Raw genomic sequence first — 23,747 nt, forward strand, 5'->3', positions numbered from 1 at the left:
GCTCACACCAAGGGCGAAAGCCCCAACACCTTTCAGAAATTTCGACATCTCCAACCTCCTGGTCTCTGCCTCGGTCAAAACCCTAGAGAATTAGTAGACTTAGTCAACAATGGCCGGAAACTTCGCAAAACCGGTTCCAAACGGACCGCAACGACGCAATGGGCGCACTGTCCCACCCGGCGGCAAGCGCACAGTTCATCTCGAAAACGCCCGGGCGAACGCAAAATGCATCCGCGAAAAATTCAGGTTTTCCGGCCGCCCGCCGGATTTTTTTCAGCCATTCGACACCCGCCTGTGACCGGAAAGGGGCACGGCGAGAACGCCGCGATAGACCTGTCGCACCGTCTCGGCGAAGGTGAAGGGGCCGGGGCGCAGGCTGGAGGCGATGGCCCCCACCGCCGAGAGCCCGCGCAGGGGCGCGCCGTCGCTCAGGAGCTGGCCGCAATCACCGGCAGAGAGCAGCGCTACATCGCGGCCGAGCAACCCCGCAAGCGCGCGGGCGGACGGCGCCTCGCGGCAGTCGATGACGGTCTCGTCGAGGGATTTCGGATCGCGCGGGGGAACGAATCGGGTGCGGCCGCTCTCGAATTCCGCGGCAAGGCGCCGGTGGATATCGCCGGCGAGGCGCACGGAGAAATGCCGGTGCAGGCGCAGGATATGGCGGCGGTAATGGTTGCGCTCGGCCTGGGGCAGGTTGCGCCAGACGACGGAAAGACGGGCGGAGGCTGCATCGACGACGGTCTGCCACTGACCGCCGTGCCGCGCCTCCGCGATGCTACATTCCTGCCGGATATAGCGGAAGGCGTCCCTCAGCGAGCGGCTGGTGGGCGGCTCGCCGAAGACCATGCCCTCATGGCCCCGGCCATGCGGCTGCGGCAGGCGGCCCGCCGCAGCGGCGACCTCGACGGCCCCGGAAAACCCGCGCCGGCGCAGGTCGAGCAGGATGGCGGCAAGACGCGGGCCGTTGCCGACAAGGGTCAGCGGTGGCGGATCGTCCTGCCCCGAAAGGCGCGCGGCGGCGGCGAACGCCTCCCGCCAGGACGCCGCCTCGCGCTGGGCCATGCCGAAGCCGGTCGCGATGAAGACATGGTCGAAGACGGCGCCTTCGCCGTCCCGAAATGCAAGGCGCACCCCACCCGCCTCCGCAAGGAGATGGCGCACCGTGCCGCGGATGGTGCGGATATGCACGTCAGGGCGTTGCGAAAGTGCCTCGCCGAACCGCGCCATCAGATAGTCGCGAAAGAGAGCGCGCGGCACATGGATATCCTGCGGGCCGCGCAATGCGGACACCGTGCCGGCGGCAAGGAGCGTATCCTTCAGCCAGCGGGAAAAATCGTCCGGCCGCTCGGGAAGGACGGAAAGGTCGCGGGCGGGCTCGGTAGTCAGCGCCTCGCCGGCAGGGCCGTCGCCGAAGGCGCCGGGCGCATCCTCGGCATCGATCATCCAGGCTTCGAAGGGCCGGTGAAGCCGGCGCATCAGCGCGATGATCGTGGCGAGCCCCGACGGTCCCGCGCCGACGACCGCGATGCGCGCCATCGGCGATGCGCCCGGACAGCGGGCGTCTTCTGCTGCGACCCTTTCGAAGAACATGTCCTGTCCCTCCCCTGCACCGTGAAGCAAGAAGCGGAAGACACGATAGCGCAGCCTTCGATAATTTTCTACCTTTTTTGTAGATAATAAATTTCGCCGATTCCGAGCCCGAAAGCGAGGCCGGCGAACTTCCTTCTCAGCAACGCGTTCCTCCATTAAAATGGCGGAGTTGGGCGGGTGGCCACAGGGATCGCATGCCCGTCCCGTCGGCGGCGCGGCACATGGCAGGCGCCGCGAAACGATCCGGCGATGTCGCCCGAGCTGGCCAGAACCAATCTATACAATCTTTATAGAATGTGATCTTTCTATCCCGATAATGCCTATGCGCCCTGGAACCGCATTCCGTAAGGAGCAGACGACATGGGTACGTTTTCATCGGCACTCGACCGCCCGGCCCGAACGGCCGCGGTCATCGGAACCGAGGATGAAGCGATCACCGTTGCCGGCACGGTCGCCGAGGTTTTCAGCTTTCCCGCGGAGGCCGGCGCCGCCGCCGGAACGGCCGAGGCCCGCCTCGATCTTCTCTCCCGCTCAGGCCTCTTCGGCATTTCCGTTCCGACGGAACACGGCGGAATAGACGTCTCGAACACCGTTCTGGCCGAGGTCTGCACTGTCGCCGCCAGCCGGTCCGCGGCGCTCGCGGATGTTCTCGCCGCCCATTTCGGCGCCCTCGAAGAGGTCCGCAGCCATGGCAGCGAAAGCCAGCAGGGCACGGTCTTTTCCGCTGCCCTCGCCGGCGGACGGCTGGCGCGGGCATCGGCCCGCCGCAACGGCGAGAGCGTCGACGCCCTTCCCCTCGTCGCGAGCGGTCTTGCCTGGCGGCTCGGCGGCGAGGCCCTCTGTACCCCCTGCGCGAGGCATGCCGACTGGCTGCTGGTGCCGGCCCATCTCGACGGCGGACGGTCGGCGGGCCTCCTGCTTGCGACCCGCATCGACGGCCTCCACTACATCGCCAACAGTTGCGAGCCGGCGAAAGGCGGCGTCCAGCCCGCCGAGCACGTGCTCTTCAAGGACGTGGCGATCGACGGCGACACCCTGCTGCATTCCGCCGGGGAGGCGCACGGCGTCCCCCGCTCCCTCGACCTGCTGCTGGAAGCGGCGCGCCGGATCGGCGCCGCCCGCGAAGCGATGCGGCATCTGCTGGACGACGACGCCGGCGACCCCATCGAGACCGGCCGTCTTGCCGCCCGGCTCGCCGCCGCCGAAGCGATGGCCGGCGAGGCGGGACGCGCCATCGATGCCGCGCAGATCGGGCTAGCCGGACAGCACCGGACGAACGCCTTTCTCGCGGCGGCAGCGGCCCTTGCCGCCGCCGAAGACGCCGCCGCCGCCCTTCGCCGGGCCGGCGCCGCGCCGGCGGGAGAAGCATCGCTCTCCCCGCATCTTGCCGCCATCCTGCGGGAAAGCGGCCGATTGCGCCGCGACGAGCACCGCCGTCCGCCGGAAGAGGAAGGCTGAACGCAGCCCGCTGCTACCAGCGCGAAAGGCGAAGTAGCCCTCGCCCCGCCAATACCGTACCTGTTCCGCTGAGCCCCGCCATAAGGGCAAAAAAATGGGCCGGCGAAATTCGCGGCCCATGAGGTGTGAAGGTCAAAAACCTCCAGAGGGGAACAGCTGATACAGCGGCACTGGGAGGAAAACCGCCATGCGCATCAGCTGTGTGCAATATGGTCGTTTTTTGATCAGATGGAAAACATTTATTGTGCAGTGCAGCTATGCGCATGCTGCATCGCTCACCACCTCAAAAATCGCTGCCCGCCACATAGAGCGCGGCAAGCGCCTCGAAGCCCGCCTGGTCCTCCGCCGTGAAGCGGCCGGGCGAAGGGCTGTCGAGATCGAGCACGCCGAGCACGGCGCCCGCGCGGATCAGCGGCACCACCACCTCGGAACGCGAGGCGGCATCGCAGGCGATATGGCCGGGAAAGGCATGCACGTCCGCCACAAGCTGGCTGCGCGCCTCGGCGACCGCCGTGCCGCAGACGCCTTTGCCGACAGGAATGCGCACGCAGGCGACCTTGCCCTGGAACGGCCCCAGCACGAGTTCGCCGGGCGTCTTCAGGAAATAGAAGCCAGCCCAGTTGAGGTCGGCGACGGCATCGTAGATCAGCGCGGAGAGGTTCGCCGCATTGGCGATCGCATCGCGCTCGCCATGCAGCAGGCCTTCCGCCTGGGCGAGAAGCTCGCGGTAGAAGCCAGGCTTGTCGGCGGCTTCGATCTTGCGGATGTCGAACATGGCAGGGTTCCTGAAGGGCTGGGGTCGCCCGTCGATAGACCCGCTTGCCGCTTCTGGCAAGAATGAAGCGCGCCGCTCACAGCGGCAGCCACCAGACCAATAGCCGGCTCGCCCGCTTCGTCGAGACGCTGGAGACCTGTTCGCAATAAAAGGCGGGCAGCGACTTGCGCTGCCCGCTCGAGGTGCCGGCCTATTTCCGGTGGTGAACCGGTTGGAGGCCATAGACCGGCGTGGGGAGGCTTTCCAGGCGCGCCTTGAGCTGGAGCGCCAGATACTGGGAATAGTGGCGCGACTGGTGCAGGTTGCCGCCGTGGAACCACAGCGCCGCCTGCTGCGTCGGCTTCCACATGTTGCGCTGCTCGCCCTCCCAGGGACCCGGATCCTTCGGCGTGTCGGAGCCGAGGCCCCAGACCTTGCCGACCCGGTCGGCCGTCTCCTGGTCGATGAGGTCGGCGACCCAGCCGTTCATCGAGCCGTAGCCTGTCGCATAGACGATGACATCGGCCGGGATCTCCCTGCCGCCCGAAAGCTTCACGGCATTCTCCGTGATCTCCTCGACCTGCCCGGCGGCAAGCTTCACCTTGCCGTCGATGATGAGCTGCGAGGCGCCGATGTCGATATAGTAGCCGGAGCCGCGCCGCAGGTACTTCATGAAGAGGCCCGAGCCGTCCGCGCCCCAGTCGAGCTGGAAGCCGGCCTTTTCCAGCGCCGCGTAGAAGTCGGCGTCGCGCTCGCGCATCTTGTCGTAGAGCGGGATCTGGAATTCGTGCATGATCCGGTAGGGGAGCGAGGCGAAGATGAGATCGGCCTTCTGCGTCGTCACGCCATTCGCCAGCGCCTCCTCGGAATAGAGCGCGCCGAGGCCGATATCCATCAGCGTGTCCGACTTGACGATATGGGTCGTCGAGCGCTGGATCATGGTGACGTCTACGCCGGCCTCGTGTAGCGCCGCGCAGATGTCGTGGGCCGAATTGTTCGAGCCGATGACGACGACCTTTTTACCCTTGTAGCCGTCCGGCCCGGGATGCTGCGAGGAATGGTGCTGGTCGCCGGCAAAGCGCTCGCGTCCCTTGAAGTCGGGGATGTTCGCCTTGCCGGACATGCCGGTCGCGAAGACGAGCTGCTTTGGCCGCAGCACCACCTCCTCGCCGTCGCGATCGACGACGATGGTCCATTCCTGCGCCGCCTCGTCCCATTTCGCCGACCGCGCGGTGGAGCGCGTCCAGTAGTTCAGCTCCATGACCTTCGTGTAGAATTCCAGCCAGTCGCCGATCTTGTCCTTCGGCGCGAAGACCGGCCAGTTCTTCGGAAAGTCGATATAGGGCAGGTGGTCGTACCAGACGGGATCGTGCAGGCAGAGCGACTTGTAGCGCTTGCGCCAGCTATCGCCCGGCCGGTCGTTCTTCTCAAGGATGATGGTGGGCACGCCGAGCTGGCGCAGCCGTGCGCCGAGCGCGATGCCGCCCTGCCCGCCGCCGATGATGACGACATAGGGCTGCTTCTCGTAGCCGAGCGTGCGCTCCTCCTCCTCGCGCTCCTCCTTCCAGGTCTTCGCGCCGAGGTTCTGGCCATGCTTCGCACCGAGCGGGCGGGTGAAGCCGGATTTCTCCTCATGGCCCTTCAGCTCTGAAAGCGCCGTCAGCAGCGTCCAGATGAGGCCGTCCTTGAAGCGCACGAGGCCGTAGCCGCGCCCGGTCGCCGTCTCGAAGGTGATCCAGCTTTCAAGGACGCCGTCGTTCTCCGTCGCCTCCTCGCCCGAAGCGACCCGCCAGTTCGACGGCTTGGCGGCGGAAAGCTGCGATTGCAGCATGTCGCGCACCTGGTCGCGGCCTTCGACGGTCTTGATGTTCCAGGTGAAGGCGACGAGGTCGCGCCAATAGCATTCCTCGGCGAAAAGGCCGACGGCATCGTCGATCCGGCCGGCGGCAAGGGCCGCGCCGAGCGTATCGAGAAGTGTCTGGACGCGGGTGGTGGGGGTTTTCTCGAGCATCGTTTCTCCTCCTGCTCAGTGGGAAACGGGACGGCTCCTCAACCGTCCCGCAGAACGGACCGGCCTATCGCGTGAGGTCGATCAGGATCTTCAGGTGCTTGCCGGCCGGGTCGAGCAACTGGTCGAACCCTTCGGTGACGGCCTCGCCGAGCGAGACACGTTTCGTGACGATGCGGCTCGCCGGAATCTGACCGCTGGCGATCAACCGGGCGACGCGCGGCCAGTAGTGGGTCGGGTAGGCCCAGGAACCGCGGATGTCGATGTCCTTGAAGGTGACGTCGAACCAGTTCAGCGGGTTCTCGCCGGGGTGAAGCCCGGTCTGCACCACGACGCCCTGCTTGCGCACGGCGTCCGCGCAATTCTTCAACGCATGTTCGTTGCCGACGCATTCGATGGCGACATCGCAGCCGACGCCGCCCTCCGTCTCGGCGCGGATGACGTCGCCGACCTTTTCCGTCCTGGGATTTATGGTGCGCACCTCGCCTAGCGCCTCCCGCGCCAGAGCCAGCCGGGTATCGTTCAGATCGGACAGGAATATCTGCGAGGCCCCGGCCGCCCGCGCCGCCATGGCGACGAGAATGCCGATCGGCCCCGCGCCGGTGACGAGCACGCTGTTGCCGGCCGTCACGCCACCACGATCGCAGGCGTAGACGGCGACCGCCGTCGGCTCGATCAGGGCGGCTTCCTCGTCGCTCAGCGCATCGGGAATGGGCTGGACGTTATAGTCGTTGACAAGCGCTGCCTCTGCCATGCCGCCGGAATGCCAGGACAGGCCGGCGAGCGCGAGGTTTCCGCTGAGGTGGAACAGGCCGCGGTCGGCGTAGTAGTCGCCATGGCGGGGCATGATCAGCGGCTGGATCGAGACACGATCCCCCGGCTTCACATGGCCGACCCCTTCGCCGACGGCCTTGACGACCCCGCCGAATTCGTGGCCGAGGATCTGCGGGCCGTGCGCGCCGGTAAACGGATGCGGTTCCTTCGGCACGAAGATCGGGCCATAGGCATATTCATGCAGGTCCGTGCCGCAGATACCGCAGAAGCGGTTCTCGACCAGCACCTCGCCCGGGCCGGGCGACGGCGGCGCATCGACCTCCTCGATACGCAGGTCCTTGGCGGCGTGGAAGCGCAGAGCTTTCATTGAGTTCCTCCTGTCGTTCTTGCGCAGGAGGATCAGCAAGCGCCATGCCAGAACGGCCGATGGAATAATTTCCAATTATTATCAAAGGCTTACATCAAGGGAAACCGGACCGCGGGGCGGGATGCAACAGGTGGCGTGCGACAGGTGTTGCAGCCGTTGCGTCAGTTGAGGCGCTTGAGGCGGCGGTGGATGGTGGAGCGGTTGACGCCGAGCTTGCGGGCGAGCGCGGAAACATTGTTGCCGCAGTCCGTGAGGGCCTGGCGCAGGGCGTCCTCGTCGCCGGGCCGGGCGGCGGCCGGTTCGGCGAAAAGGTGATCCGGCAGGCTGTCGGTGCCGATGACGCCGCCCTCAGACAGCGCCGCCGCCACGCGCAACGCATTGGAAAGTTCCCGCAGGTTGCCCGGCCAGTCATGGGCGAGCAGCACGGCCCGCGCCGCCCTGTCGAGCCGGTAGGACGCGCCGTTCTCCTTCTCGATGCGGGCGAGAAGCTGGTCGACGAGCCAGCCGAGATCCTGCCGCTGCCGAAGCGCCGGCAGGCTGAGCGTCGCCGCGTTGAGGCGATAATAGAGGTCCTGCCGGAAGCGGCCTTCCCGCACCAGTTCGGCAAGGTCGCGATGCGAGGCGGAGAGGACCCTCAGGCGCACCGCGCGCGCCTTGAGCGCCCCGACCGGCTGCACCTCGTTTTCCGAAAGCACGCGCAGGAGTCGGCCTTGCAGGGCAAGCGGCATGTCGCCGATCTCGTCGAGGAAGAGCGCGCCGCCGCTCGCTTCCTCAATCAGGCCGCGCTTGCCCTTCTGGCTGGCGCCGGTGAAGGCGCCCGGCGCATAGCCGAAGAGCTCGGATTCGATGAGGTGTTCGGGGATCGCCGCGCAATTCACCGCGACGAAGGCCCCGCTGCCGCCACAACCGTCATGGATCGCCCGCGCCAGGAACTCCTTGCCGCTGCCCGTCTCGCCCTGGATGAGGATCGGGATATCGCGCGCCGCGAGCTTTGCCGCGCGCGCCTGCACCCGCTCCATCGCGGCGTCGCCGTTGCTGAGGTCCCGGAGCGCCCGCGGCAGGCGCGGCTGCGCCGGCACGGCCGAACGAAGATTGACCGCCGGCGCGACGGCGCTCGCGAACAGCACCAGCCCGTTGCGCGCCTGAAGCAGCCGCTCGCCGTTCGACCGGCCGCGCATGAAGCGCGGCAGGTCGTCGACGTCGATGTCGAAGACCTGCGAGATCGGCTGGCCGAGGAAATCGCGGGTGGAAAGGCCGGCAAGGTTCATCGAACGGGCGAGCGCGCCGAAGCCGCCATGGGTGAGGCCGGTGATGCGGCCGCTGCCGTCGAGGGCGATGGCGGCATCGGGATCGACATCGAGGAATTCCGGCGAGCGGGCAAGGCGCAGCACCCAGTCGTTGCGGGTGCGGGTAATGAGATTGGCAAGCTCGATGCGCCGCGCGGTGGAGGCGACGAGATGCAGCGCGAGCTGCTGGCTGGTCTTCACCGTCGGCGAGCGGAGCTGCGAGATGTCGAGCACGGCCGTCAGGCTGCCCAGCGTGTCGAAGACCGGCGCGGCGGTGCAGGTGAGGCCGATATGGCTGGTGTCGAAATGGTCGTCCTGATGGATGATGACCGGCTCGCCGGAGACCATGCAGGCCCCGACCGCGCAGGTGCCCGCCCGGTTCTCCGACCACTCCGAACCGAGATAGAGCCCCGCCTTGCGCAACTGGTTGTCGAAGGTCGGGTCGCCCATGAAATCGACCGTGACGCCGCGCGCATCGGAAAGCAGCAGCACGTAGTTCTGTCCGGCCACCTGGTTGAACAGTGCTTCCAGGCCCGAACGGCCGATGCGGATCAGCTCCTCGGCCTGCTCGCGGTGCTCGCGCAGCTTCAGTTCGGGAACGATATAGGCTTCCTGCGCGACGGCCGGATCGAGCTTGTAGTCGTTGAGGCAGCGCAGCCAGGACTGGATGACGGGCGCATCGCGCGGGCTGACCGCGCCCATGCCGACGCGTTCGATCTCCCGTATGTGCGACAGCGTCGACACCATCCAGACATCCTCCCGCGCGCATGGTCGCACAGGAGGGCCCGTCCGGCAATCGCCCCGCTATCCGTCCTTAGTCGGCCTTCCAGTGCGGATAGGTCGGCGGGAACATCGTCTCGACGGAAGGATGCCCCCAGCTGCGCTCGGGATATTTGGCGACCAGCCCGTCGAACTGCGCCTGCGCCTGTCTCCGCGCCGCCTTGATGTCGATGCCGGCCACCTCGCCGTCGCGCATGGAGAGCCGCCCGTCGACGAAGACGGCGCGCGTCACCCGGCCGGTCGCGCCGAAGATCAACGATTGCACCGGGTCGACCGTCGGCGCGAAGCGCGGGTCCGAGAGGTCGAAGATGGCGATGTCGGCCTTGGAGCCCGGCTGCAGGCGGCCGATATCCGAGCGGCCGAGCGCATCGGCCCCACCGAGCGTCGCCGCGTCGAAGACCTCCGCCGTCGAAAGCCCCGCCTCGCCCGCCGCGATGCGGCCGGTCATCAGCGCGACGGCCATGTTCAGCACCATGTCGGGCGGCGTCGTGTCCGTGCCCATGCCGATGCGGATGCCGAGATCGCGGCAGCGGCGGAAAGAGTTGAGATATTCGCCGCCGCGCGCATAGACCAGCGGGCAATGGGCGATGGTCACGCCATGCTTCGCATAGAGGTCGAGGTCCTCCGGCTCGGCCTGCACCGCATGCGGCGCGATCAGCCGCTCGTTGAGGAGGCCGTGGCGCGCCATCCATTGCGGCGCGGTGGTGCCGTGCAGACGGGCGACGGTCTGGCGCTCCATCTTGCCCTGCGCCATATGCAGGCGCACCGGCAGGTTCATCTCGGCGGAAGCCGCCATGGTGCGCTGGAGAAGCGCCAGCGTCGAGGTCTCCACCCGGTCCGGCGCGAGCATGCCCTGCACCAGCCCCTCGTGGCGGCCGGCGATGCGGCCGGCAAAGGCGATGGCGTCCTCCAGCCCCTTGAGGCCCCGCGCCTCGTCGAAGACCGGCTCAAGCTGGCCCGGCGCCTCGCAGACCATGCCGCCCGAACGATAGGCCGGGCCGAGCCAGACGCGCAGGCCGAGATCGCCCGCCGCATCCGCCGCACCCTCGAACTCGGCGACCGTTTCCGCCCATTCGCGATAGAACAGCGAGGCGATGGGCAGCGCCGAGGTGACGCCGCTCAGGAGCAGCTGCGCGAAGGCGAAGCGCTTCTGGAAGACGAGCTGCTCCGGCGTGTACATCTCGTAGGGGCCGCGCTCGACATAGCTGCGCGGCCAGACGCGGCCCGTCGCCCAGCCGGGACCGTAGTCGATGGTCAGGACTGTGGTGTCGATGTCCGACAGGGCGTCGAGATCGACGAAACCGGGCGAGACCAGCGCATCGCCAAGTTCGATGCGCCGCGCCACCTCGCCGGGAAAGCGCGGGCCGACATAGACGACCTCCTGCCCCTCGATGACGATCTCGCCGTCGGTCAGAAGCCTGTGGCGGCCGTTTTCATGGGCGACGATCCAGCGGGCGGAGAGCGCGGTGCGGCCTTCCGGGCGGCGGCCGAGGACGAGGTCGGAAAGGGTCATGGATCTATCCAGTCTGGCAATCGGATTTCAAACTATTCGATAAGGTCGAGGTCGCGGCTGTGCCCCCAGAACATCCGGGGCGTCTCCAGCGCATAACGCAGGCCGAGGCGATCGATCATCAGGTCGGCCTCGCGCTGGGCGGCGTCCAGCACCGCGTCCTGATCGACATGGACCGGCTTGCGGTCGCGCAGCAGCACCCTGCCGCCGACGAGGACGGTGTGCACGTCGTTGCCATTGGCGAAATAGGTGACGCGGTATTCCGGCATATGGGCGGGATAGAGATGCGGCCGGCGCAGGTCGACGAGGATGACGTCAGCCTTCTTGCCCGGCTCCAGCGAGCCGATCTCGCTTTCGAGGCCGACCACGCGGGCGGCATCGATGGTGCACATTTCCAGCGCCTTGCCCGGTGGCAGCCAGCTCGGGTCGTGGAAATGGGTGCGGTGGTAGTGCATGCATTGCTGCATGTGGCGGAACATGTCCGCCGAACGGTCCGGCGCGGTCGCATCCGAGCCGATGACGACGGTGACGCCGGCATCCAGAAGCTCCGTCACCGGGCAGCGCGCGAGGATGGCGGCGACGGCGCTCGGATTGTGCACGATGGTCGTGCCGGTCTTGGCGCAGATCGCGATCTCCTCCTCGTCCAGTCCGGTCGCATGAGACAGCAGCGTGCGCGGGCCGAGAATGCCGATCTCGTTCGCGATGCGGACGCTGCCCTTGGTGTGGCCGTCCTGCGTGAAGACGAGGCCGCGCTCTTCCGCATATTGCTTGACCGCGCGCGACTGGGCGACGGCCTCTTCGGCACCCGCTGCATCCCGATAACCGCGATGCAGCGTCGGCGTCAGCAGGGCGACGTGCAGGCGGCCGTCATGGCTGCCGTGCCAGCGGTCGATGAGGGTCTTGCAGGTGGCGAACTGCCGGTCGAAGGAAACCGGATAATCCGTCCGCGTCTCGCCCTCCCAGCGCGCATAGGTCAGCGGATGCGGCGGGCGCGTCGTGCCGACGGCGACCACCGAGCGCGTGCCGATGCCGAGCACGCCTTCCATATGCGCATCGCCATAGACCGGCTCGTCCGTGCGCATGATGGAATCGCCGCCGCCGAGCAGCGAGACACCCGTGGTGACACCGAAGCGCAGGCGCTCCAGCGCCGCGAGCTGCGCCTCGGCGAACCAGAATTCCGGCGTGGAGCCGACCGTATAGGCCCCGCGGCACGCCTGGTACCACGGATCGCTCTTGCCGCCGCCCAGCGTCTTGATCAGGCCATGGCCCGCATGGGCGTGGGCGTCGACGAAGCCCGGCATGATCGCCATGCCGCGCGCATCGATGACCTCGCGGGCAGGATGCGCCGCCTCCACCTCCGCCGTCGGGCCGACGGCGACGATGCGGTCCCCGGTGATGGCCACCGCCCCGTCGGCGATGATCCGGCGCTCCGGATCGATGGCGATGACGGTACCGTTCTTGATGAGGATATCGGCCATGGAGGGTCTCCCTTCAGTCACTCCGCGGCCGTCTGGCGCGAAAGGATACGATCGAGCGAGGGCGCGAGCCGCAGCAGCTCCTTGGTGTAGTCGTGCTGCGGCGCGGTGAACAGCGTCTCCGTATCGGCCAGCTCGACGATCTCGCCCGCCTTCATCACCGCGATGCGGTCGCACATCTGACGGATCACCGCGAGGTCGTGGCTGATGAACAGCATGGAAAGGCCGGCAAGGTCGCGCAGGTCCTTGAGGAGGTTGAGGAGCTGCGCCTGCACCGAGACGTCGAGCGCCGAGGTCGGCTCGTCGCAGATCAGCAGCGACGGGCGCGGGCCGAGCGCGCGGGCAATGGCGATGCGCTGGCGCTGGCCGCCGGAGAAGGCGTGCGAGAAACGCCCGCCCGCATCGGCCGGCAGGCCCACCGCCTCGAGCAGCGTCTTTGCATCCTGCCGCGCCTCTTCCGCATTGGAGGCGAGCTTGTAGAACAGGATCGGCTCGGCAATGGCGGAATTGATGCGCAGGCGCGGGTTCAGCGCCGAATAGGGATCCTGGAACACCATCTGCAAGGATTGCCGGACGGATTTCTCGCGCCTGGCGCCAAGTTCCGTGCCCTGGAAGTCGATGCTGCCCGAACTCTGGGTGACGAGGCCGGCGATGGTGTTGGCGACGGTGGTCTTGCCGCAGCCCGATTCGCCGACGAGGCCGAAGATCTCCCCGCGGCGGACGTCGAAGGAAACGCCCTTCACCGCCTTGAAGACGGACGCCTTGCGGCCGGGGATGAGCGAACGCCCGCCATATTCGACGGCGAGATCACGAACGGAGAGGACGACGTCGTCCCTGCTGCCCGTTTCGCTCTTCGTGCTCTTGCCGCGCACGCTGGCGCGGGCATCGAGCGTCACCTGCGTTTCCTCGCTCGGCACCGGCAGGCGCTCAAGGCGGTGCTCGATCGGCGGCACGGCGGCGATCAGCGTGCGGGCATAGGGCGCCTGCGGATTGGTCAGCACCTCGCGCGCCGTACCGCTCTCCACCACCGCGCCGTTCTGCATGATGGTGACGCGGTCGGCGATCTCGGCGACGACGCCCATATTGTGCGTGACGAGCAGCACGCCGACGCCGCGCTCGTCGGCAAGGTCGCGGATCAGCTTGAGGATTTGCGCCTGCACCGACACGTCGAGCGCCGTGGTCGGCTCGTCGGCGACGATGAGCTGCGGGTTGCAGGCGAGCGCCGTCGCGATGACGACGCGCTGGCGCTGGCCGCCGGAAAGCTGGTGCGGATAGGAGCCGAGCCGGCGCTCCGGCTCGGGAATGCCGACGGCCTTCATCAATTCCAGAGCACGCGCCCTCGCCGCCGGGCGGGAAAGCTTCAGATGGGCGAGCATGCCCTCGCAGAGCTGGCTTTCGACGGTGAAGAGCGGGTTGAGGCTCGTCATCGGGTCCTGGAAGATCGCGCCGACGTCGCGGCCGGGCACGATGCCCTCGGTGCGGCCGGTGCGCAGGTCGATCGGCTTGCCGGCGATCTCGATGGAGCCGGAGGCGATCTTGCCGGGGGCCTGCAACAGGCCCATCAGCGCATTGCCGACCGTGGTCTTGCCGGCGCCGGATTCGCCGACAAGGGCGTGGATCTCGCCCGGGCGGATGAGGAGGTCGATGTCCTTGACGGCGACGAGCGTGTCGCCGTTGGCCAGCGGATATTCGACGCGCAGCTTGCGGATGTCGAGAACGGGGGGCTTTGTTTCGGTCATCTCAGCGGGCCATCAGTTTCGGGTTGAAGCGGTCGCGCAGATAGTCGCCGATCACGTTGACGGCGAGCACGAGGACGACGAGCACCGCCGCCGGCATGACGGCGATCCACCAGAGGCCGGAGAACAGGAACTGGTTGCCGACGCGGATCAGCGTGCCGAGCGAGGGATAGGTCGGCGGCATGCCGGCGCCGAGGAAGGAGAGCGTCGCCTCCGTCAGGATCGCGCCGGCGAGGTTGATCGTGGCGATGACCATGACCGAGCTCATGACGTTCGGCAGGATATGCCGGCCCATGATGCGCCCGGAGGGCAGGCCGATCACCTTGGCAGCGCGCACATAGTCGCGCGCCACCTCCACCATGGTCGAGGCGCGCACCGTGCGGGCATATTGCACCCATTCGTTGACGGCGATGGAGAAGATCAGCACCAGCGGCGCCCAGGTCAGCATCGTGTCGGCGCTGAACTGCGCCCGGGCGATGCCGCTGATGAGGAGCGCGACCAGGATGGTCGGGAAGCTGACGAGCACGTCGGCGATACGCATGACGATGCTGTCGACGATGCCGCCGAAGAAGCCGGCGACAAGGCCGAGGATCACGCCGAGCGCGGCGGAAAACAGCACCGCACCGAGGCCGATGACGACGGAAATGCGCAGGCCGAACAGGATGACCGAGACGAGGTCGCGGCCCTGGTTGTCCGTACCGAGGAGGAAGCGCGGATCGCCGCCGTCCATGAAGGAAGGCGGGATCTCCATGTCGATGAGCGAGTAGGAAGAAACGTCGCGCGGGTCCATCGGCGCGATCATCGGCGCGAAGAGGACGAGCACGAGCATGACGGCGAGCACGAGGCCGGCGATCATCACGGAAACCGGCGGAAGCCGGCGCATCAGGGATTGCGTGGCCATTATCGTGTCCTCAGGCGCGGATCGATGAAGGTGTAGAGAATGTCGACGATCATGTTGATCATGACGAAGAGGAAGCCGACGAAGAGCAGGTAGGCGGCGAGCACCGGCATGTCGGGATAGCCGACGGCATTGGTGAAGAGCAGGCCCATGCCCGGCCACTGGAACACCGTCTCGGTGACGATGGCGAAGGCGATGAGCTGGCCGATCTGAAGGCCGGTGACGGTGACGACCGGCATCAGCGCGTTGCGCAGCGCAAGGCGGCCGTAGATATAGGCGCGCGGCAGGCCGCGGGCGAAGGCGAAGCGGATATAATCCGACGACAGCACGTCGATCATCTCCGAGCGCACCAGCCGCATGATCAGCGTGAGCTGGAAGAGCGCCAGCGTGATCGACGGCAGGATCAGCGACTTCAGGCCCGATAGGGTGAGGAAACCCGTCTGCCAGAAGCCGAGATCGACGAGGTCGCCGCGGCCGGACGAAGGCAGCCAGCGCAGATTGACCGCGAAGACGAGGATCAGCAGCAGGCCGGTGACGAAAGTGGGCATGGAGATGCCGACGAGCGTTGCCGACTGGGTGAAGCGCGAGAGGAAGGAATGCGGTTTCAGCGCGCAGAGCACGCCGAGCGGAATGCCGATGCACAGCGCCAGCAGCGTGGCGACGATGACGAGTTCCAGCGTCGCCGGAAGGCGGCTCATCAGGAGGCCGACGACCGGCTGCTGGTAGCGGAAGCTCGTGCCGAGATTGCCGGTCAGCACCTGGCCGACGAAATCGAGGAACTGCGTGACGATGGGCTTGTCGAGGCCGAGCGCCATGCGCAGGGCGTCCTTTTCCGCCTGGGTCGCGCCTTCGCGCACCATGGAGGCGACGGGATCGCCGACGAAGCGGAACATGACGAAGGCGACGGCTGTCACGGCGAGCATCACGAGGATGGCCTGCAGAAGCCTCACGGAAAGAAGTCTGAGCATCGGAATGGTCCTTCAGGGAGCGATCATGCCCTGGGGGCGGAAACCGGGCCGTTGCGCTCCCGCTTCCTCCCGGCTTCTCGCCTGCGGAAAATGGAGCCCGGATGCCGATCGGTCCCGGCCTGCTTTCGCCTGCCGGGACCAGCCGTGGGAGAACCCGCTACTTTTTGACCTGCGCGAACCACGGGCGAACGTATTCGTCCGGGAACTGCGGGATGTCGACCTTGTCGCTCATGGCCCAGGCGACCGGCTGCTGGTGCAGCGGAATGAACAGGGCCTCGTCATGGGTGATGCGGAAGGCTTCCTTCAGCATGTCGATGCGCTTGGCCTCGTCGAGTTCCACCGCGGCCGAGCGGGCGAGCGCGTCGATGCGCGGGTCCGAAAGGCCGTTCGGATTGGAGCCGCCATAGGTGCCGTCATTGGTGGCGAGCAGCGCCTGCAGGACGCTGTAGCCGTCCATTGCCGGCAGCGAGGCCCAGCCGAGCAGGTAGACGTCGAGTTCGCCATTGTCCATGCGCGGGAAATAGGTCGTCTTGCTTTCGACGTTGAGGTCGACCTTCACGCCGATCTTCGCCCACATGGAGGAGATCGCAAGGCAGATCTGCTCGTCGGCGATGTAGCGGTCGTTGGAGCAGGAAAGGCCCGTCTTGAAGCCGTCCGGATAACCGGCCTCGGCCATCAGCGCCTTCGCCTTGTCGACATCGTATTCCAGCGGCACGTCGATGGCGTCGTCATGGCCGGTGACGGCCGGGGCGACGAGCATGCCGGCGACGCGCGACTTGCCGCGCATCAGCCGCTTCTGGATCGTGTTGAGGTCGATGGCGTGCCAGAGCGCCTGGCGCACCTTCTCGTTCAGCATGGGGTTCGGCACGCCCGGATCGGCATGCAGTTCCTTCTTGAAGTTCAACGCCAGCATGATGGTGCGCAGCGAGGGGTTTTCCACGACCTTCAGCCCGTCGGTGGAGGCGATGCGGTCGATATCCTGCAGCGGAACCGGCGCGATCATGTCGACCTCGCCGGAAAGCAGCGCGGCGACGCGCGTCGCGTCGGAGGCGATCGGGCGGAATTCCACTTCCGTCAGGTTATGCTCGGGCTTGTCCCACCAGTCCTTGTTGACCTCGAAGACCGAGCGGGAATCCGGCTCGTAGCTCTTCAGCTTGAAGGGACCGGTGCCGTTGGCGTGGGCGCTGGCATAGGTGACGACGCCGGTCGCCGTGTTGCCCGGCTTCAGCGCGTCGTGCTCGGCCATCCACGGCTTGCTCATGATGTAAATGGCGGCAAGGTCGTTGAGCAGCAGCGGATAGGGGCCGCGCAGGATGAGGTCGACCGTGTAGTCGTCCACCTTCTCGACGCCGGTGACGGCGGAGAGGTTCTCGCGGTTGCGCGCGCCGGGATCGATCTGGCGCTCGATGGTGGCCACCACGTCGTCGGCATTGAAGGGCTGGCCTTCATGGAACTTCACGCCCTGGCGCAGCTTGAAGCGCCAGCGGGTCGGCTCGACGATCTCCCAGGACGTGGCAAGCGCCGGCTCGAGCTTCAGCTCCTTGTTGCGGCGGACCAGCGGGTCGAAGACCATGTGCTGGACGCTCTGCGTAAAGCTGTCGACCTGGGCGTTCGGATCGTAGGAGATGACGTCGCCCGAGGCCGACCAGCGCAGCGTTTCGGCAAGGGCGGGGGTGGAAAGCGGCGCCAGCACGGCAAGCCCCGCCAAAAGGGTTTTCAGATAGGTTTTCACCAGGATCTCCCAAGTTTGTATGCTTGTTCCCAAAAAATTTGCATACGATTATTTTCAATATGACTGTACATAACATGCGCGCAATATCAAGATACAAAGATTAGGCCTTGCGCACATGACATGGCGCAATTCGCATGCAATCACTGCGGGAGGAAATTCGATGACGAAGGCTCTGCTGATCGAGAACGGTGTGGTCATCACCATGGATGCCGATCGGCGCCTATTCGAGCGCGGCCACGTGCTGGTGGAGGATGGGCGCATAACCGCGATCGGCGCGGGTGCAGCGGACGGCATGGCGGATGCGGAACGCATCAACGCTGCCGGCATGGTCATCATGCCCGGCCTGATCGACACCCACGCCCATGCCGGCCACATGCTGACCAAGGGCCTCGGCGGCGATTCCGACGACTGGATGACGACCACCGGCCGCATCTATGCGGAAGCCACGGACCCGGAATTCTGGGCGGCGGAGGCGGCCCTGTCGGCAGCCGAGCGCATCCAGTGCGGCACCACCACCGCCGCGCTGCTCTTCGGCGGCGGCCCGGACATCATGCGCACGGAGGCCCCCGAGGCCGCCGAAGCCCATCTGGCCGCGATCCTTGCCATGGGCGTGCGCGAAGTGCTCGCCGTCGGCCCCAACAGGCCGTCCGCCGCAAGCGTATACCGCACCTGGCGCGCAGAAGCCCATGACGATGTCGCCGTCTCCCCGGATGTGCAGCTCGATGTTAGCGCCGGGCTGATCGACGCCTGGGCCGGCCGCAGCGACCGCATACAACTGGCGGTGTCTCTCCCCGTCTTCAATGCGGCGGAGCTGGAGGACGGCGCGGCAATCGACCTTTCGAAAAAAGCGCAGCGGCTCGCGCGGGAAAAAGGCGTCCTGCTCGTCCAGGACGGCCACCGCGACGGTTCGATTTCCGCCGCCGACGAGAAAATGGCCCTCTTCGACGGCCGCTCGCTGCTTGCCCATTGCGTCGACCTCACCGAAGCGGACAGGGCCGTTCTGAAGCGCACCGGCGCCAAGGTCGCGCACAATCCGAGCGCACTGATGTCGGTCTCCGGCCGCTGCCCCGCGCCGGAATTGCGGGCGGAAGGCATCACCGTCTCGCTCGGTACCGATGCCGCCGCGCCCGACCGTTCCTTCGACATGTTCCGCAACATGTTCCAGGCGCACCGCTACCACGCCCGCCATTTCCGCGACGATACCGTGCTGCCGCCGTCCGAGCTTCTCGAAATGGCAACCATCGAGGGCGCCCGCGCCCTCTCCATGGAAAGCGAGATCGGCTCGCTGGAAGTGGGCAAGCGCGCCGACATCCTGCTCGTCAACATGCGCCAGCCGCATCTGTGGCCGCCGGTCGATCCGGTGCAGCGCCTCGCGCGCTTCGCCAACGGCGCGGACGTGGACACGACCATTGTCGGCGGGCGCATCCTGATGCGCGGGCGCAAACTCGTCGGTCAGGACGAGGACGCCATCCTCGACCGGGCGGAAAAGGCCTTCCGGCTCGCCATGCGGCGCGCCGGCATCGCGTGAAGAAAGGAAACCGGACATGACCGAAGACATCCTCATCCGCAACGCCCGCCCGATGGGCGCCGCGCCGGTGGACCTCCTCATCCGCGGCGGGCGTTTCAGCGCCGCGGGCGGCGACCGTCCCGCCCGGGAAATCGATGCTGCGGGCTTCATCGCCCTGCCCGGCCTCGTCGAGGCACATACCCATCTCGACAAGACGCTGATCGGCATGGACTGGTTCGAAAACCGCGTCGGCCCGACCCGCGACCACCGCATCCTCGCCGACCGCAACGCCAAGCGCGAGCTTGGCATCGACGCCCGAAGGCAGTCCGCCCGGCAGATCCTCCAGACGCTGAAGCTCGGCGTCCTTCACATCCGCAGCCATGTCGACGTCGACACGGAAATCGGTATCGCCAATATCGAGGGCGTGCTGGAAACCCGCGAGGCGCTGCGCGATCTCGTGGATGTGCAGATCGTCGCCTTCCCGCAGAGCGGCATGCTGCCGCGCGAGGGCACCTTCGAGCTGATGGACGAAGCGATGAAGGCCGGCGCCGATATCGTCGGCGGCATCGACCCCGCCACCATCGAGCGCGATCCGGTGCGCCATCTCGATGCGATCTTCTCGCTCGCCGAGCGCCACGGGAAGCCCATCGACATCCATCTGCACGAACTCGGCGAACTCGGCGCCTTCTGCCTGGAGCTCATCATCGAGCGCACGCGCGCGCTTTCCATGCAGGGCAAGGTCATGGTCAGCCACGGCTACTGCCTCGGCATGCTGGACGCCGCGCGGCAGAAGGCCCTGATCGAGGCACTGGCGGCCGAGCGCATCGCGGTGATGACGGTCGGCAGCCCCTCGGCCCCTGCCCTGCCGCTCCGGCTGATGCGGCAGAGCGGCCTCGTCGTCGCCTCCGGCTCAGATGGCATCCAGGGCACCTGGGAACCGTGGGGCAATGGCGACATGCTGGAGCGGGCGAAGTACCTCGCCCAGCGCAACGGCATGACCAACGACGCCGACCTTGCAGAAACCATGCGCATCTGCACCTTCGGCGGCGCCGAGGGCATCGGCCTTGCTCGCTACGGCTTTGCCGAAGGCGACCATGGCGACCTCGTTCTGGTGCCCGCCAGCACCCTTGCCGAGGCCGTGGCCCTGACGCCGCACAAGCGCACCGTCATCCGCCGCGGCCAAGTCGTCGTGCGCGACGGCGAGCCGGCCACGAACCTGCCGGACATCGCCTGACGCGCCCCGCCGCCGCCGATCACGTTTCCGTGCATTCGCCCGCGCCACCGGCCGGGCGGGCGCAAATAGGTGGACATCCCGCTGCGGAAGATGTTTTACGGTGTTTTCCCCAGCACGGCGGCGGCCCGATTCACGAAACCGGCGGCTGCATACGCCATCTCAAAGCGGACAGCACCATGAACGAGGCACGTCACCCGCACGGAACGTCGGCAACGGCTCCCGCCCTTTCGGAGCAGGAAAAGAACGTCATCATCGGCGGCGTCCTTCTCTCCATGCTCCTCGCCGCGCTCGACCAGACGATCGTCGCGCCCGCCATGCCGACCATCGGCCACGCGCTCGGCCATGCGGATTACCTGCCCTGGGTGGTGACGGGCTATCTCCTGACCGCGACGGCCATGGCGCCGCTCTACGGAAAGATCTCGGACGTGCACGGCCGCCGCACGACGATCTTCGCCGCCATCGTCATCTTCCTTATCGGCTCGCTGGTGAGCGCGCTCGCGCCCAACATGCTGACCCTGATCGTCGGCCGCGCCGTGCAGGGCCTCGGCGGCGGCGGCCTCTTCGCGCTCTCGCAGACGGTGATCGGCGACCTCGTGCCGCCGCGCGAGCGCGCCCGCTACGCCGCCTGGATCTCGGGAACATGGGCGGTCGCCAGCATTGCCGGCCCGCTCCTCGGCGGCACCTTCGCCGAACATCTCCACTGGTCGCTGATCTTCTGGATCAACATTCCGCTCGGCATCGTGGCGCTGGCGATCATCAACAACCCGCTGAAGAAGCTGCCGCGGGTGGCGCGCACGCACAGCATCGACGCGGCGGGCGCGACGCTCCTCGTCGCGGCGACCTCGCTGCTCCTTCTGGCGCTCAACTGGGGCGGCAGCACCTATCCCTGGCTTTCGCCCCAAATCCTCGGGCTCCTCGCCTGCTCGGTCGTGCTCTGGGCCCTCTTCGCGCTGCGCCTGCGCCATGCCGCCGAGCCGCTGATCTCGCTGGAGGTCCTCGCCGATCCCGTCGTGCGCTGGGGCACGATCGCCATCTTCCTCGTACAGGCCGCCAATGTCGGCCTCTCGGTCTACCTTCCGGTCTATGTGCAGTCGGCCCACGGGCTGACGGCCGGCGGCTCGGGCATGGCGATGCTCGGCCTGCTGCTCGGCACCGTCTTCGGCGCCACGACAAGCGGCCGGGCGATCCCGCGCTTCACCCATTACAAGCGGATCGCCCTTATCGGCGGCGTGCTCAGCCTGGTCTGCCTTGCCGTCCTTGCGGCCGTCGCCGGCCGGTCGTCGCTGGTCGTACTGGAACTGCTGACCATCGGTGTCGGCTTCGGCACCGGCATGACGTTCCCGGTCACCACGGTTTCCGTGCAGAACGCGGTCGACCAGGCGCATCTCGGCGTCGCCACCGGCCTCCTGACCTTCCTGCGCTCGCTCGGCGGCGCTCTCGGCGTCGCGGCGCTGGGCGCCATCGCGCTCGGCAACGGCCTGCCGCTCGGCGGCGAGGGCGTGCAGGCGGCAGCAGCCGGCGCGGCCTCCGCCATGCCCTTCGCCTATATCTTCATCGCCTGCGCCCTTGCCATGGCGCTGTCGCTGGTCGTCTACCACCTCATGCCGGAACGCCCCCTGCGCGGCCGCGCCGAGAGCGAGATAGCCGCGGTCGTCGAATAGGCCGACGCTGGAGCAATCCCAGCGAAACCGCTGCGCACTTTTGCCGGCATTGCTTTAGCGCGTGGCACCCTCTCGCCAAAGCGAGAGGAGCGGGCCGGCGATGCCGTAGACCGGATCGCTTGCCGGGATCGGCAAGGCGGCGATGATCTTCAGTTCGCCGGGCGTCGCGGCTTGCGTTTCGATATCCGCGTGCTGGCCCGGCGGATAGCCGCCGACCACCAGGAAATCGTCGCTTGCGGACATCCGCCTGTGGCCGGTGCCGGCGGGCAGTACAAGGCAATCGCCGGAGCGGACATCGACGGTGGCGCCCTCCGGCCCGCCGATCAGGAGTTCTGCCTTGCCGCCTGCGATGCCGAGAACTTCATGCGCGCCGACATGGTAGTGCTGGTAGGAGAAGACGCCGTTGCGCCAGAGCCCCTGCCAGCCCGCGTCGTGGAACATCCCTTCGAAGGCGCGGGCCGCATCCTCCTCCTTGCCGCCGAAGAGGTCGCGATAGACCAGCACCGGCAGGAAGGGATGGTTGGGCACCCATTCGCTCGGGGGGAAGAACAGCGTTTCCGGTTGCTTCATGTCGCCTCACTTGCCGCCTTTGGGGGCCTTGCCGAAATCCTTGCGCAATTCGTCCTTGGCCTTTTCCAGCGTATGGCGCCGCTGCGCCGAGAGCTGGTCGCCGGCCCGGTTGATATAGAATGTGAGCATGGACATGGCCGAACGGAAAGGGCTCGATTTGCGTCGGTCACTCCGTTCGGCGGACTGCTTCAGGGATTCGGCAATCCTGCTGGCGCTGCGCTGTTTGAAGACGCCGTCTTTCAGGTCGAGCGCGTCGCTGTTTTCGGTCACGTCCTGCGACCATTTCTTCTTCCTTTTCTTTGTCATCTTCCTTCTCCTTCACCGTGCGAGTCGAACCGCGCCGCCGGCCGAATGTTCCGGGAACCCAAGGTGATATGGCGCATTAGAGGAGACGATGCGCGTTTGCGGAGGTTCGAACCCATGGACAACAAGGACAGGCTGATCCTGGCGCTGGCGGCGCTGCTGCGCGCCGAGCGGGAGACCCGCGGCGCCCTGATGGAGGCGCTGGAGGAGGATTCCATCTCGCGCGAAGCGCTTCTCGCCATCCTGTCCGATCCCATTCCCATCGTCACGCAGGAGGATATCGAATTCGCCGAACGCTTCGCCATGTCCCGCCACCTGCCTATCGGGGGGAAGGGCTGATGGCGCCGCGCTCGTTCTGGAAGGGCTATCTCAAGCTCTCGCTCGTCACCTGCCCGGTAGCGATGTCGCCGGCGATTTCCGCGGAGGACAAAGTCCGCTTCCGGACGCTGAACGTGAAGACGGGCAATCCCGTCGTCAGCCGCTATGTCGATGCCGTCACCGGCAAGGCGGTGAACGAGGACGACGAGGTGAAGGGCTATCCACGCGGGGAGGACGACTATGTGATGCTGGAGGACGAGGAGATCGAGGCGGTGGCGCTGGAAAGCACGCGCACCATCGATATCGAGAGCTTCGTGCCGCGCGAGAGCATCGAATGGATCTGGTACGATTCCCCGCATTATCTCGTGCCGAACGATACGGTGGGCGAGGAAGCGTTCTCCGTCATCCGCGAGGCCATGGCCGCGACCGGCACGGTCGGCATATCGCGGCTCGTGCTCTATCGCCGCGAACGGGCGGTGATGCTGGAGCCGCGCGGCAAGGGCATCGTGCTCTGGACGCTGCGCTACGGCGACGAGGTGCGCGACGACAAGGATTATTTCGCGGGGCTGAAGGACGCCAAGCCCGAATCCAAAGCCCTCTCGCTGGTGAAGACGCTCATCAAGGAGCGAACCAAGGACTGGGATCCGAAGATGGCGGACGATCCGGTGCAGGACCGGCTTCTCGACATCATCGCGGCCAAGAAGAAGGGCCGCAAGCGTCCCGCGAAGGCCAAGGCGCCGCCGCCGACCTCGGGCAATGTCGTCAACATCATGGATGCGCTGCGCAAAAGCATCAAGGCGGAAGGCAAGGGCAGGTAG

19 protein-coding genes are annotated in these 23,747 nt (G+C 66.9%); 6 read left to right on the forward strand and 13 right to left on the reverse strand.

Features of this window, described 5'->3' with window-relative positions; all coding sequences use genetic code 11:
* Positions 1–273: 273 nt before the first annotated feature.
* Complete coding sequence (locus tag ShzoTeo12_RS13035; RefSeq protein ID WP_318909988.1) at positions 274–1,590, reverse strand: FAD/NAD(P)-binding protein; 1,317 nt, start codon at positions 1,588–1,590, stop codon at positions 274–276.
* Positions 1,591–1,950: 360 nt separating this feature from the next.
* On the opposite strand from ShzoTeo12_RS13035, the gene ShzoTeo12_RS13040 reads away from it, so the two are divergent.
* Entirely contained in the window at positions 1,951–3,048 is a 1,098-nt protein-coding gene (locus ShzoTeo12_RS13040) for an acyl-CoA dehydrogenase family protein (protein ID WP_318909989.1), read from the forward strand.
* A 283-nt stretch (positions 3,049–3,331) separates the two neighbouring features.
* On the opposite strand, the gene ShzoTeo12_RS13045 is transcribed toward ShzoTeo12_RS13040, so the two are convergent.
* From ShzoTeo12_RS13045 to ShzoTeo12_RS13090, 10 genes are all read right to left on the reverse strand, one after another.
* Complete coding sequence (locus ShzoTeo12_RS13045; RefSeq protein ID WP_119256501.1) at positions 3,332–3,823, reverse strand: GAF domain-containing protein; 492 nt, start codon at positions 3,821–3,823, stop codon at positions 3,332–3,334.
* Between the two features lie 190 nt (positions 3,824–4,013).
* The gene (locus ShzoTeo12_RS13050; RefSeq protein WP_318909990.1) at positions 4,014–5,813 is read right to left on the reverse strand and encodes an NAD(P)/FAD-dependent oxidoreductase; all 1,800 of its coding nucleotides are present in this window, start codon (positions 5,811–5,813) and stop codon (positions 4,014–4,016) included.
* 64 nt (positions 5,814–5,877) lie between these two features.
* Positions 5,878–6,951: a 2,3-butanediol dehydrogenase gene (locus ShzoTeo12_RS13055; protein WP_318909991.1), complete on the reverse strand. Its 1,074-nt coding sequence runs from the start codon at positions 6,949–6,951 to the stop codon at positions 5,878–5,880.
* A 161-nt stretch (positions 6,952–7,112) separates the two neighbouring features.
* The gene (locus ShzoTeo12_RS13060) at positions 7,113–8,984 is read right to left on the reverse strand and encodes a sigma-54-dependent Fis family transcriptional regulator (protein WP_318909992.1); all 1,872 of its coding nucleotides are present in this window, start codon (positions 8,982–8,984) and stop codon (positions 7,113–7,115) included.
* 67 nt (positions 8,985–9,051) lie between these two features.
* On the reverse strand, positions 9,052–10,530 hold the full coding sequence (locus ShzoTeo12_RS13065; protein WP_318909993.1) for an amidohydrolase family protein: 1,479 nt from the start codon (positions 10,528–10,530) through the stop codon (positions 9,052–9,054).
* A gap of 32 nt (positions 10,531–10,562) precedes the next feature.
* The gene (locus ShzoTeo12_RS13070; protein ID WP_318909994.1) at positions 10,563–12,005 is read right to left on the reverse strand and encodes an amidohydrolase family protein; all 1,443 of its coding nucleotides are present in this window, start codon (positions 12,003–12,005) and stop codon (positions 10,563–10,565) included.
* Positions 12,006–12,022: 17 nt separating this feature from the next.
* Positions 12,023–13,741, reverse strand: a complete 1,719-nt coding sequence (locus ShzoTeo12_RS13075; protein ID WP_318909995.1) for an ABC transporter ATP-binding protein — start codon at positions 13,739–13,741, stop codon at positions 12,023–12,025.
* 1 nt (position 13,742) lies between these two features.
* Positions 13,743–14,639, reverse strand: a complete 897-nt coding sequence (locus ShzoTeo12_RS13080; RefSeq protein ID WP_318909996.1) for an ABC transporter permease — start codon at positions 14,637–14,639, stop codon at positions 13,743–13,745.
* The gene (locus ShzoTeo12_RS13085; protein ID WP_119256493.1) at positions 14,639–15,604 is read right to left on the reverse strand and encodes an ABC transporter permease; all 966 of its coding nucleotides are present in this window, start codon (positions 15,602–15,604) and stop codon (positions 14,639–14,641) included. Before ShzoTeo12_RS13085 ends, ShzoTeo12_RS13080 begins: the two co-directional genes overlap by 1 nt.
* Positions 15,605–15,761: 157 nt before the next feature.
* Positions 15,762–17,336: an ABC transporter substrate-binding protein gene (locus tag ShzoTeo12_RS13090; protein WP_318909997.1), complete on the reverse strand. Its 1,575-nt coding sequence runs from the start codon at positions 17,334–17,336 to the stop codon at positions 15,762–15,764.
* A 160-nt stretch (positions 17,337–17,496) separates the two neighbouring features.
* On the opposite strand from ShzoTeo12_RS13090, the gene ShzoTeo12_RS13095 reads away from it, so the two are divergent.
* The 3 genes from ShzoTeo12_RS13095 to ShzoTeo12_RS13105 all read left to right on the forward strand — a co-directional run bounded on the left by ShzoTeo12_RS13095 (position 17,497) and on the right by ShzoTeo12_RS13105 (position 21,738).
* The gene (locus ShzoTeo12_RS13095; protein WP_318909998.1) at positions 17,497–18,864 is read left to right on the forward strand and encodes an amidohydrolase family protein; all 1,368 of its coding nucleotides are present in this window, start codon (positions 17,497–17,499) and stop codon (positions 18,862–18,864) included.
* A gap of 16 nt (positions 18,865–18,880) precedes the next feature.
* Positions 18,881–20,077 (forward strand): amidohydrolase family protein, encoded by a 1,197-nt coding sequence (locus tag ShzoTeo12_RS13100; RefSeq protein WP_318909999.1) that lies wholly within the window; start codon positions 18,881–18,883, stop codon positions 20,075–20,077.
* A 176-nt stretch (positions 20,078–20,253) separates the two neighbouring features.
* Positions 20,254–21,738 carry an MDR family MFS transporter gene (locus tag ShzoTeo12_RS13105; protein ID WP_318910000.1) on the forward strand — a complete coding sequence of 495 codons (1,485 nt, stop codon included), beginning with the start codon at positions 20,254–20,256 and terminating at the stop codon, positions 21,736–21,738.
* A 54-nt stretch (positions 21,739–21,792) separates the two neighbouring features.
* Here the strand turns inward: ShzoTeo12_RS13105 and ShzoTeo12_RS13110 are convergent, their stop codons facing one another.
* Complete coding sequence (locus ShzoTeo12_RS13110) at positions 21,793–22,308, reverse strand: cupin (RefSeq protein WP_318910001.1); 516 nt, start codon at positions 22,306–22,308, stop codon at positions 21,793–21,795.
* A gap of 6 nt (positions 22,309–22,314) precedes the next feature.
* Positions 22,315–22,614, reverse strand: coding sequence for a DUF3175 domain-containing protein (locus ShzoTeo12_RS13115; RefSeq protein ID WP_318910002.1), 300 nt, complete (start codon positions 22,612–22,614; stop codon positions 22,315–22,317).
* A gap of 114 nt (positions 22,615–22,728) precedes the next feature.
* On the opposite strand from ShzoTeo12_RS13115, the gene ShzoTeo12_RS13120 reads away from it, so the two are divergent.
* Together ShzoTeo12_RS13120 and ShzoTeo12_RS13125 are read left to right on the forward strand one after the other, a co-directional pair.
* Positions 22,729–22,950: a hypothetical protein gene (locus ShzoTeo12_RS13120; protein WP_119256487.1), complete on the forward strand. Its 222-nt coding sequence runs from the start codon at positions 22,729–22,731 to the stop codon at positions 22,948–22,950.
* Positions 22,950–23,747, forward strand: coding sequence for a Ku protein (locus tag ShzoTeo12_RS13125; protein ID WP_318910003.1), 798 nt, complete (start codon positions 22,950–22,952; stop codon positions 23,745–23,747). Before ShzoTeo12_RS13120 ends, ShzoTeo12_RS13125 begins: the two co-directional genes overlap by 1 nt.

Source organism: Shinella zoogloeoides, assembly GCF_033705735.1.
Taxonomy (GTDB): Bacteria; Pseudomonadota; Alphaproteobacteria; order Rhizobiales; family Rhizobiaceae; genus Shinella; species Shinella zoogloeoides_A.

Bases quoted from the DNA above. Each gene is read 5' to 3' on its own strand.
- ShzoTeo12_RS13035 (WP_318909988.1), bottom strand. From the start codon at position 1,590: ATGTTCTTCGAAAGGGTCGCAGCAGAAGACGCCCGCTGTCCGGGCGCA.
- ShzoTeo12_RS13040 (WP_318909989.1), top strand. From the start codon at position 1,951: ATGGGTACGTTTTCATCGGCACTCGACCGCCCGGCCCGAACGGCCGCG.
- ShzoTeo12_RS13045 (WP_119256501.1), bottom strand. From the start codon at position 3,823: ATGTTCGACATCCGCAAGATCGAAGCCGCCGACAAGCCTGGCTTCTAC.
- ShzoTeo12_RS13050 (WP_318909990.1), bottom strand. From the start codon at position 5,813: ATGCTCGAGAAAACCCCCACCACCCGCGTCCAGACACTTCTCGATACG.
- ShzoTeo12_RS13055 (WP_318909991.1), bottom strand. From the start codon at position 6,951: ATGAAAGCTCTGCGCTTCCACGCCGCCAAGGACCTGCGTATCGAGGAG.
- ShzoTeo12_RS13060 (WP_318909992.1), bottom strand. From the start codon at position 8,984: ATGGTGTCGACGCTGTCGCACATACGGGAGATCGAACGCGTCGGCATG.
- ShzoTeo12_RS13065 (WP_318909993.1), bottom strand. From the start codon at position 10,530: ATGACCCTTTCCGACCTCGTCCTCGGCCGCCGCCCGGAAGGCCGCACC.
- ShzoTeo12_RS13070 (WP_318909994.1), bottom strand. From the start codon at position 12,005: ATGGCCGATATCCTCATCAAGAACGGTACCGTCATCGCCATCGATCCG.
- ShzoTeo12_RS13075 (WP_318909995.1), bottom strand. From the start codon at position 13,741: ATGACCGAAACAAAGCCCCCCGTTCTCGACATCCGCAAGCTGCGCGTC.
- ShzoTeo12_RS13080 (WP_318909996.1), bottom strand. From the start codon at position 14,639: ATGGCCACGCAATCCCTGATGCGCCGGCTTCCGCCGGTTTCCGTGATG.
- ShzoTeo12_RS13085 (WP_119256493.1), bottom strand. From the start codon at position 15,604: ATGCTCAGACTTCTTTCCGTGAGGCTTCTGCAGGCCATCCTCGTGATG.
- ShzoTeo12_RS13095 (WP_318909998.1), top strand. From the start codon at position 17,497: ATGACGAAGGCTCTGCTGATCGAGAACGGTGTGGTCATCACCATGGAT.
- ShzoTeo12_RS13100 (WP_318909999.1), top strand. From the start codon at position 18,881: ATGACCGAAGACATCCTCATCCGCAACGCCCGCCCGATGGGCGCCGCG.
- ShzoTeo12_RS13105 (WP_318910000.1), top strand. From the start codon at position 20,254: ATGAACGAGGCACGTCACCCGCACGGAACGTCGGCAACGGCTCCCGCC.
- ShzoTeo12_RS13110 (WP_318910001.1), bottom strand. From the start codon at position 22,308: ATGAAGCAACCGGAAACGCTGTTCTTCCCCCCGAGCGAATGGGTGCCC.
- ShzoTeo12_RS13115 (WP_318910002.1), bottom strand. From the start codon at position 22,614: ATGACAAAGAAAAGGAAGAAGAAATGGTCGCAGGACGTGACCGAAAAC.
- ShzoTeo12_RS13120 (WP_119256487.1), top strand. From the start codon at position 22,729: ATGGACAACAAGGACAGGCTGATCCTGGCGCTGGCGGCGCTGCTGCGC.
- ShzoTeo12_RS13125 (WP_318910003.1), top strand. From the start codon at position 22,950: ATGGCGCCGCGCTCGTTCTGGAAGGGCTATCTCAAGCTCTCGCTCGTC.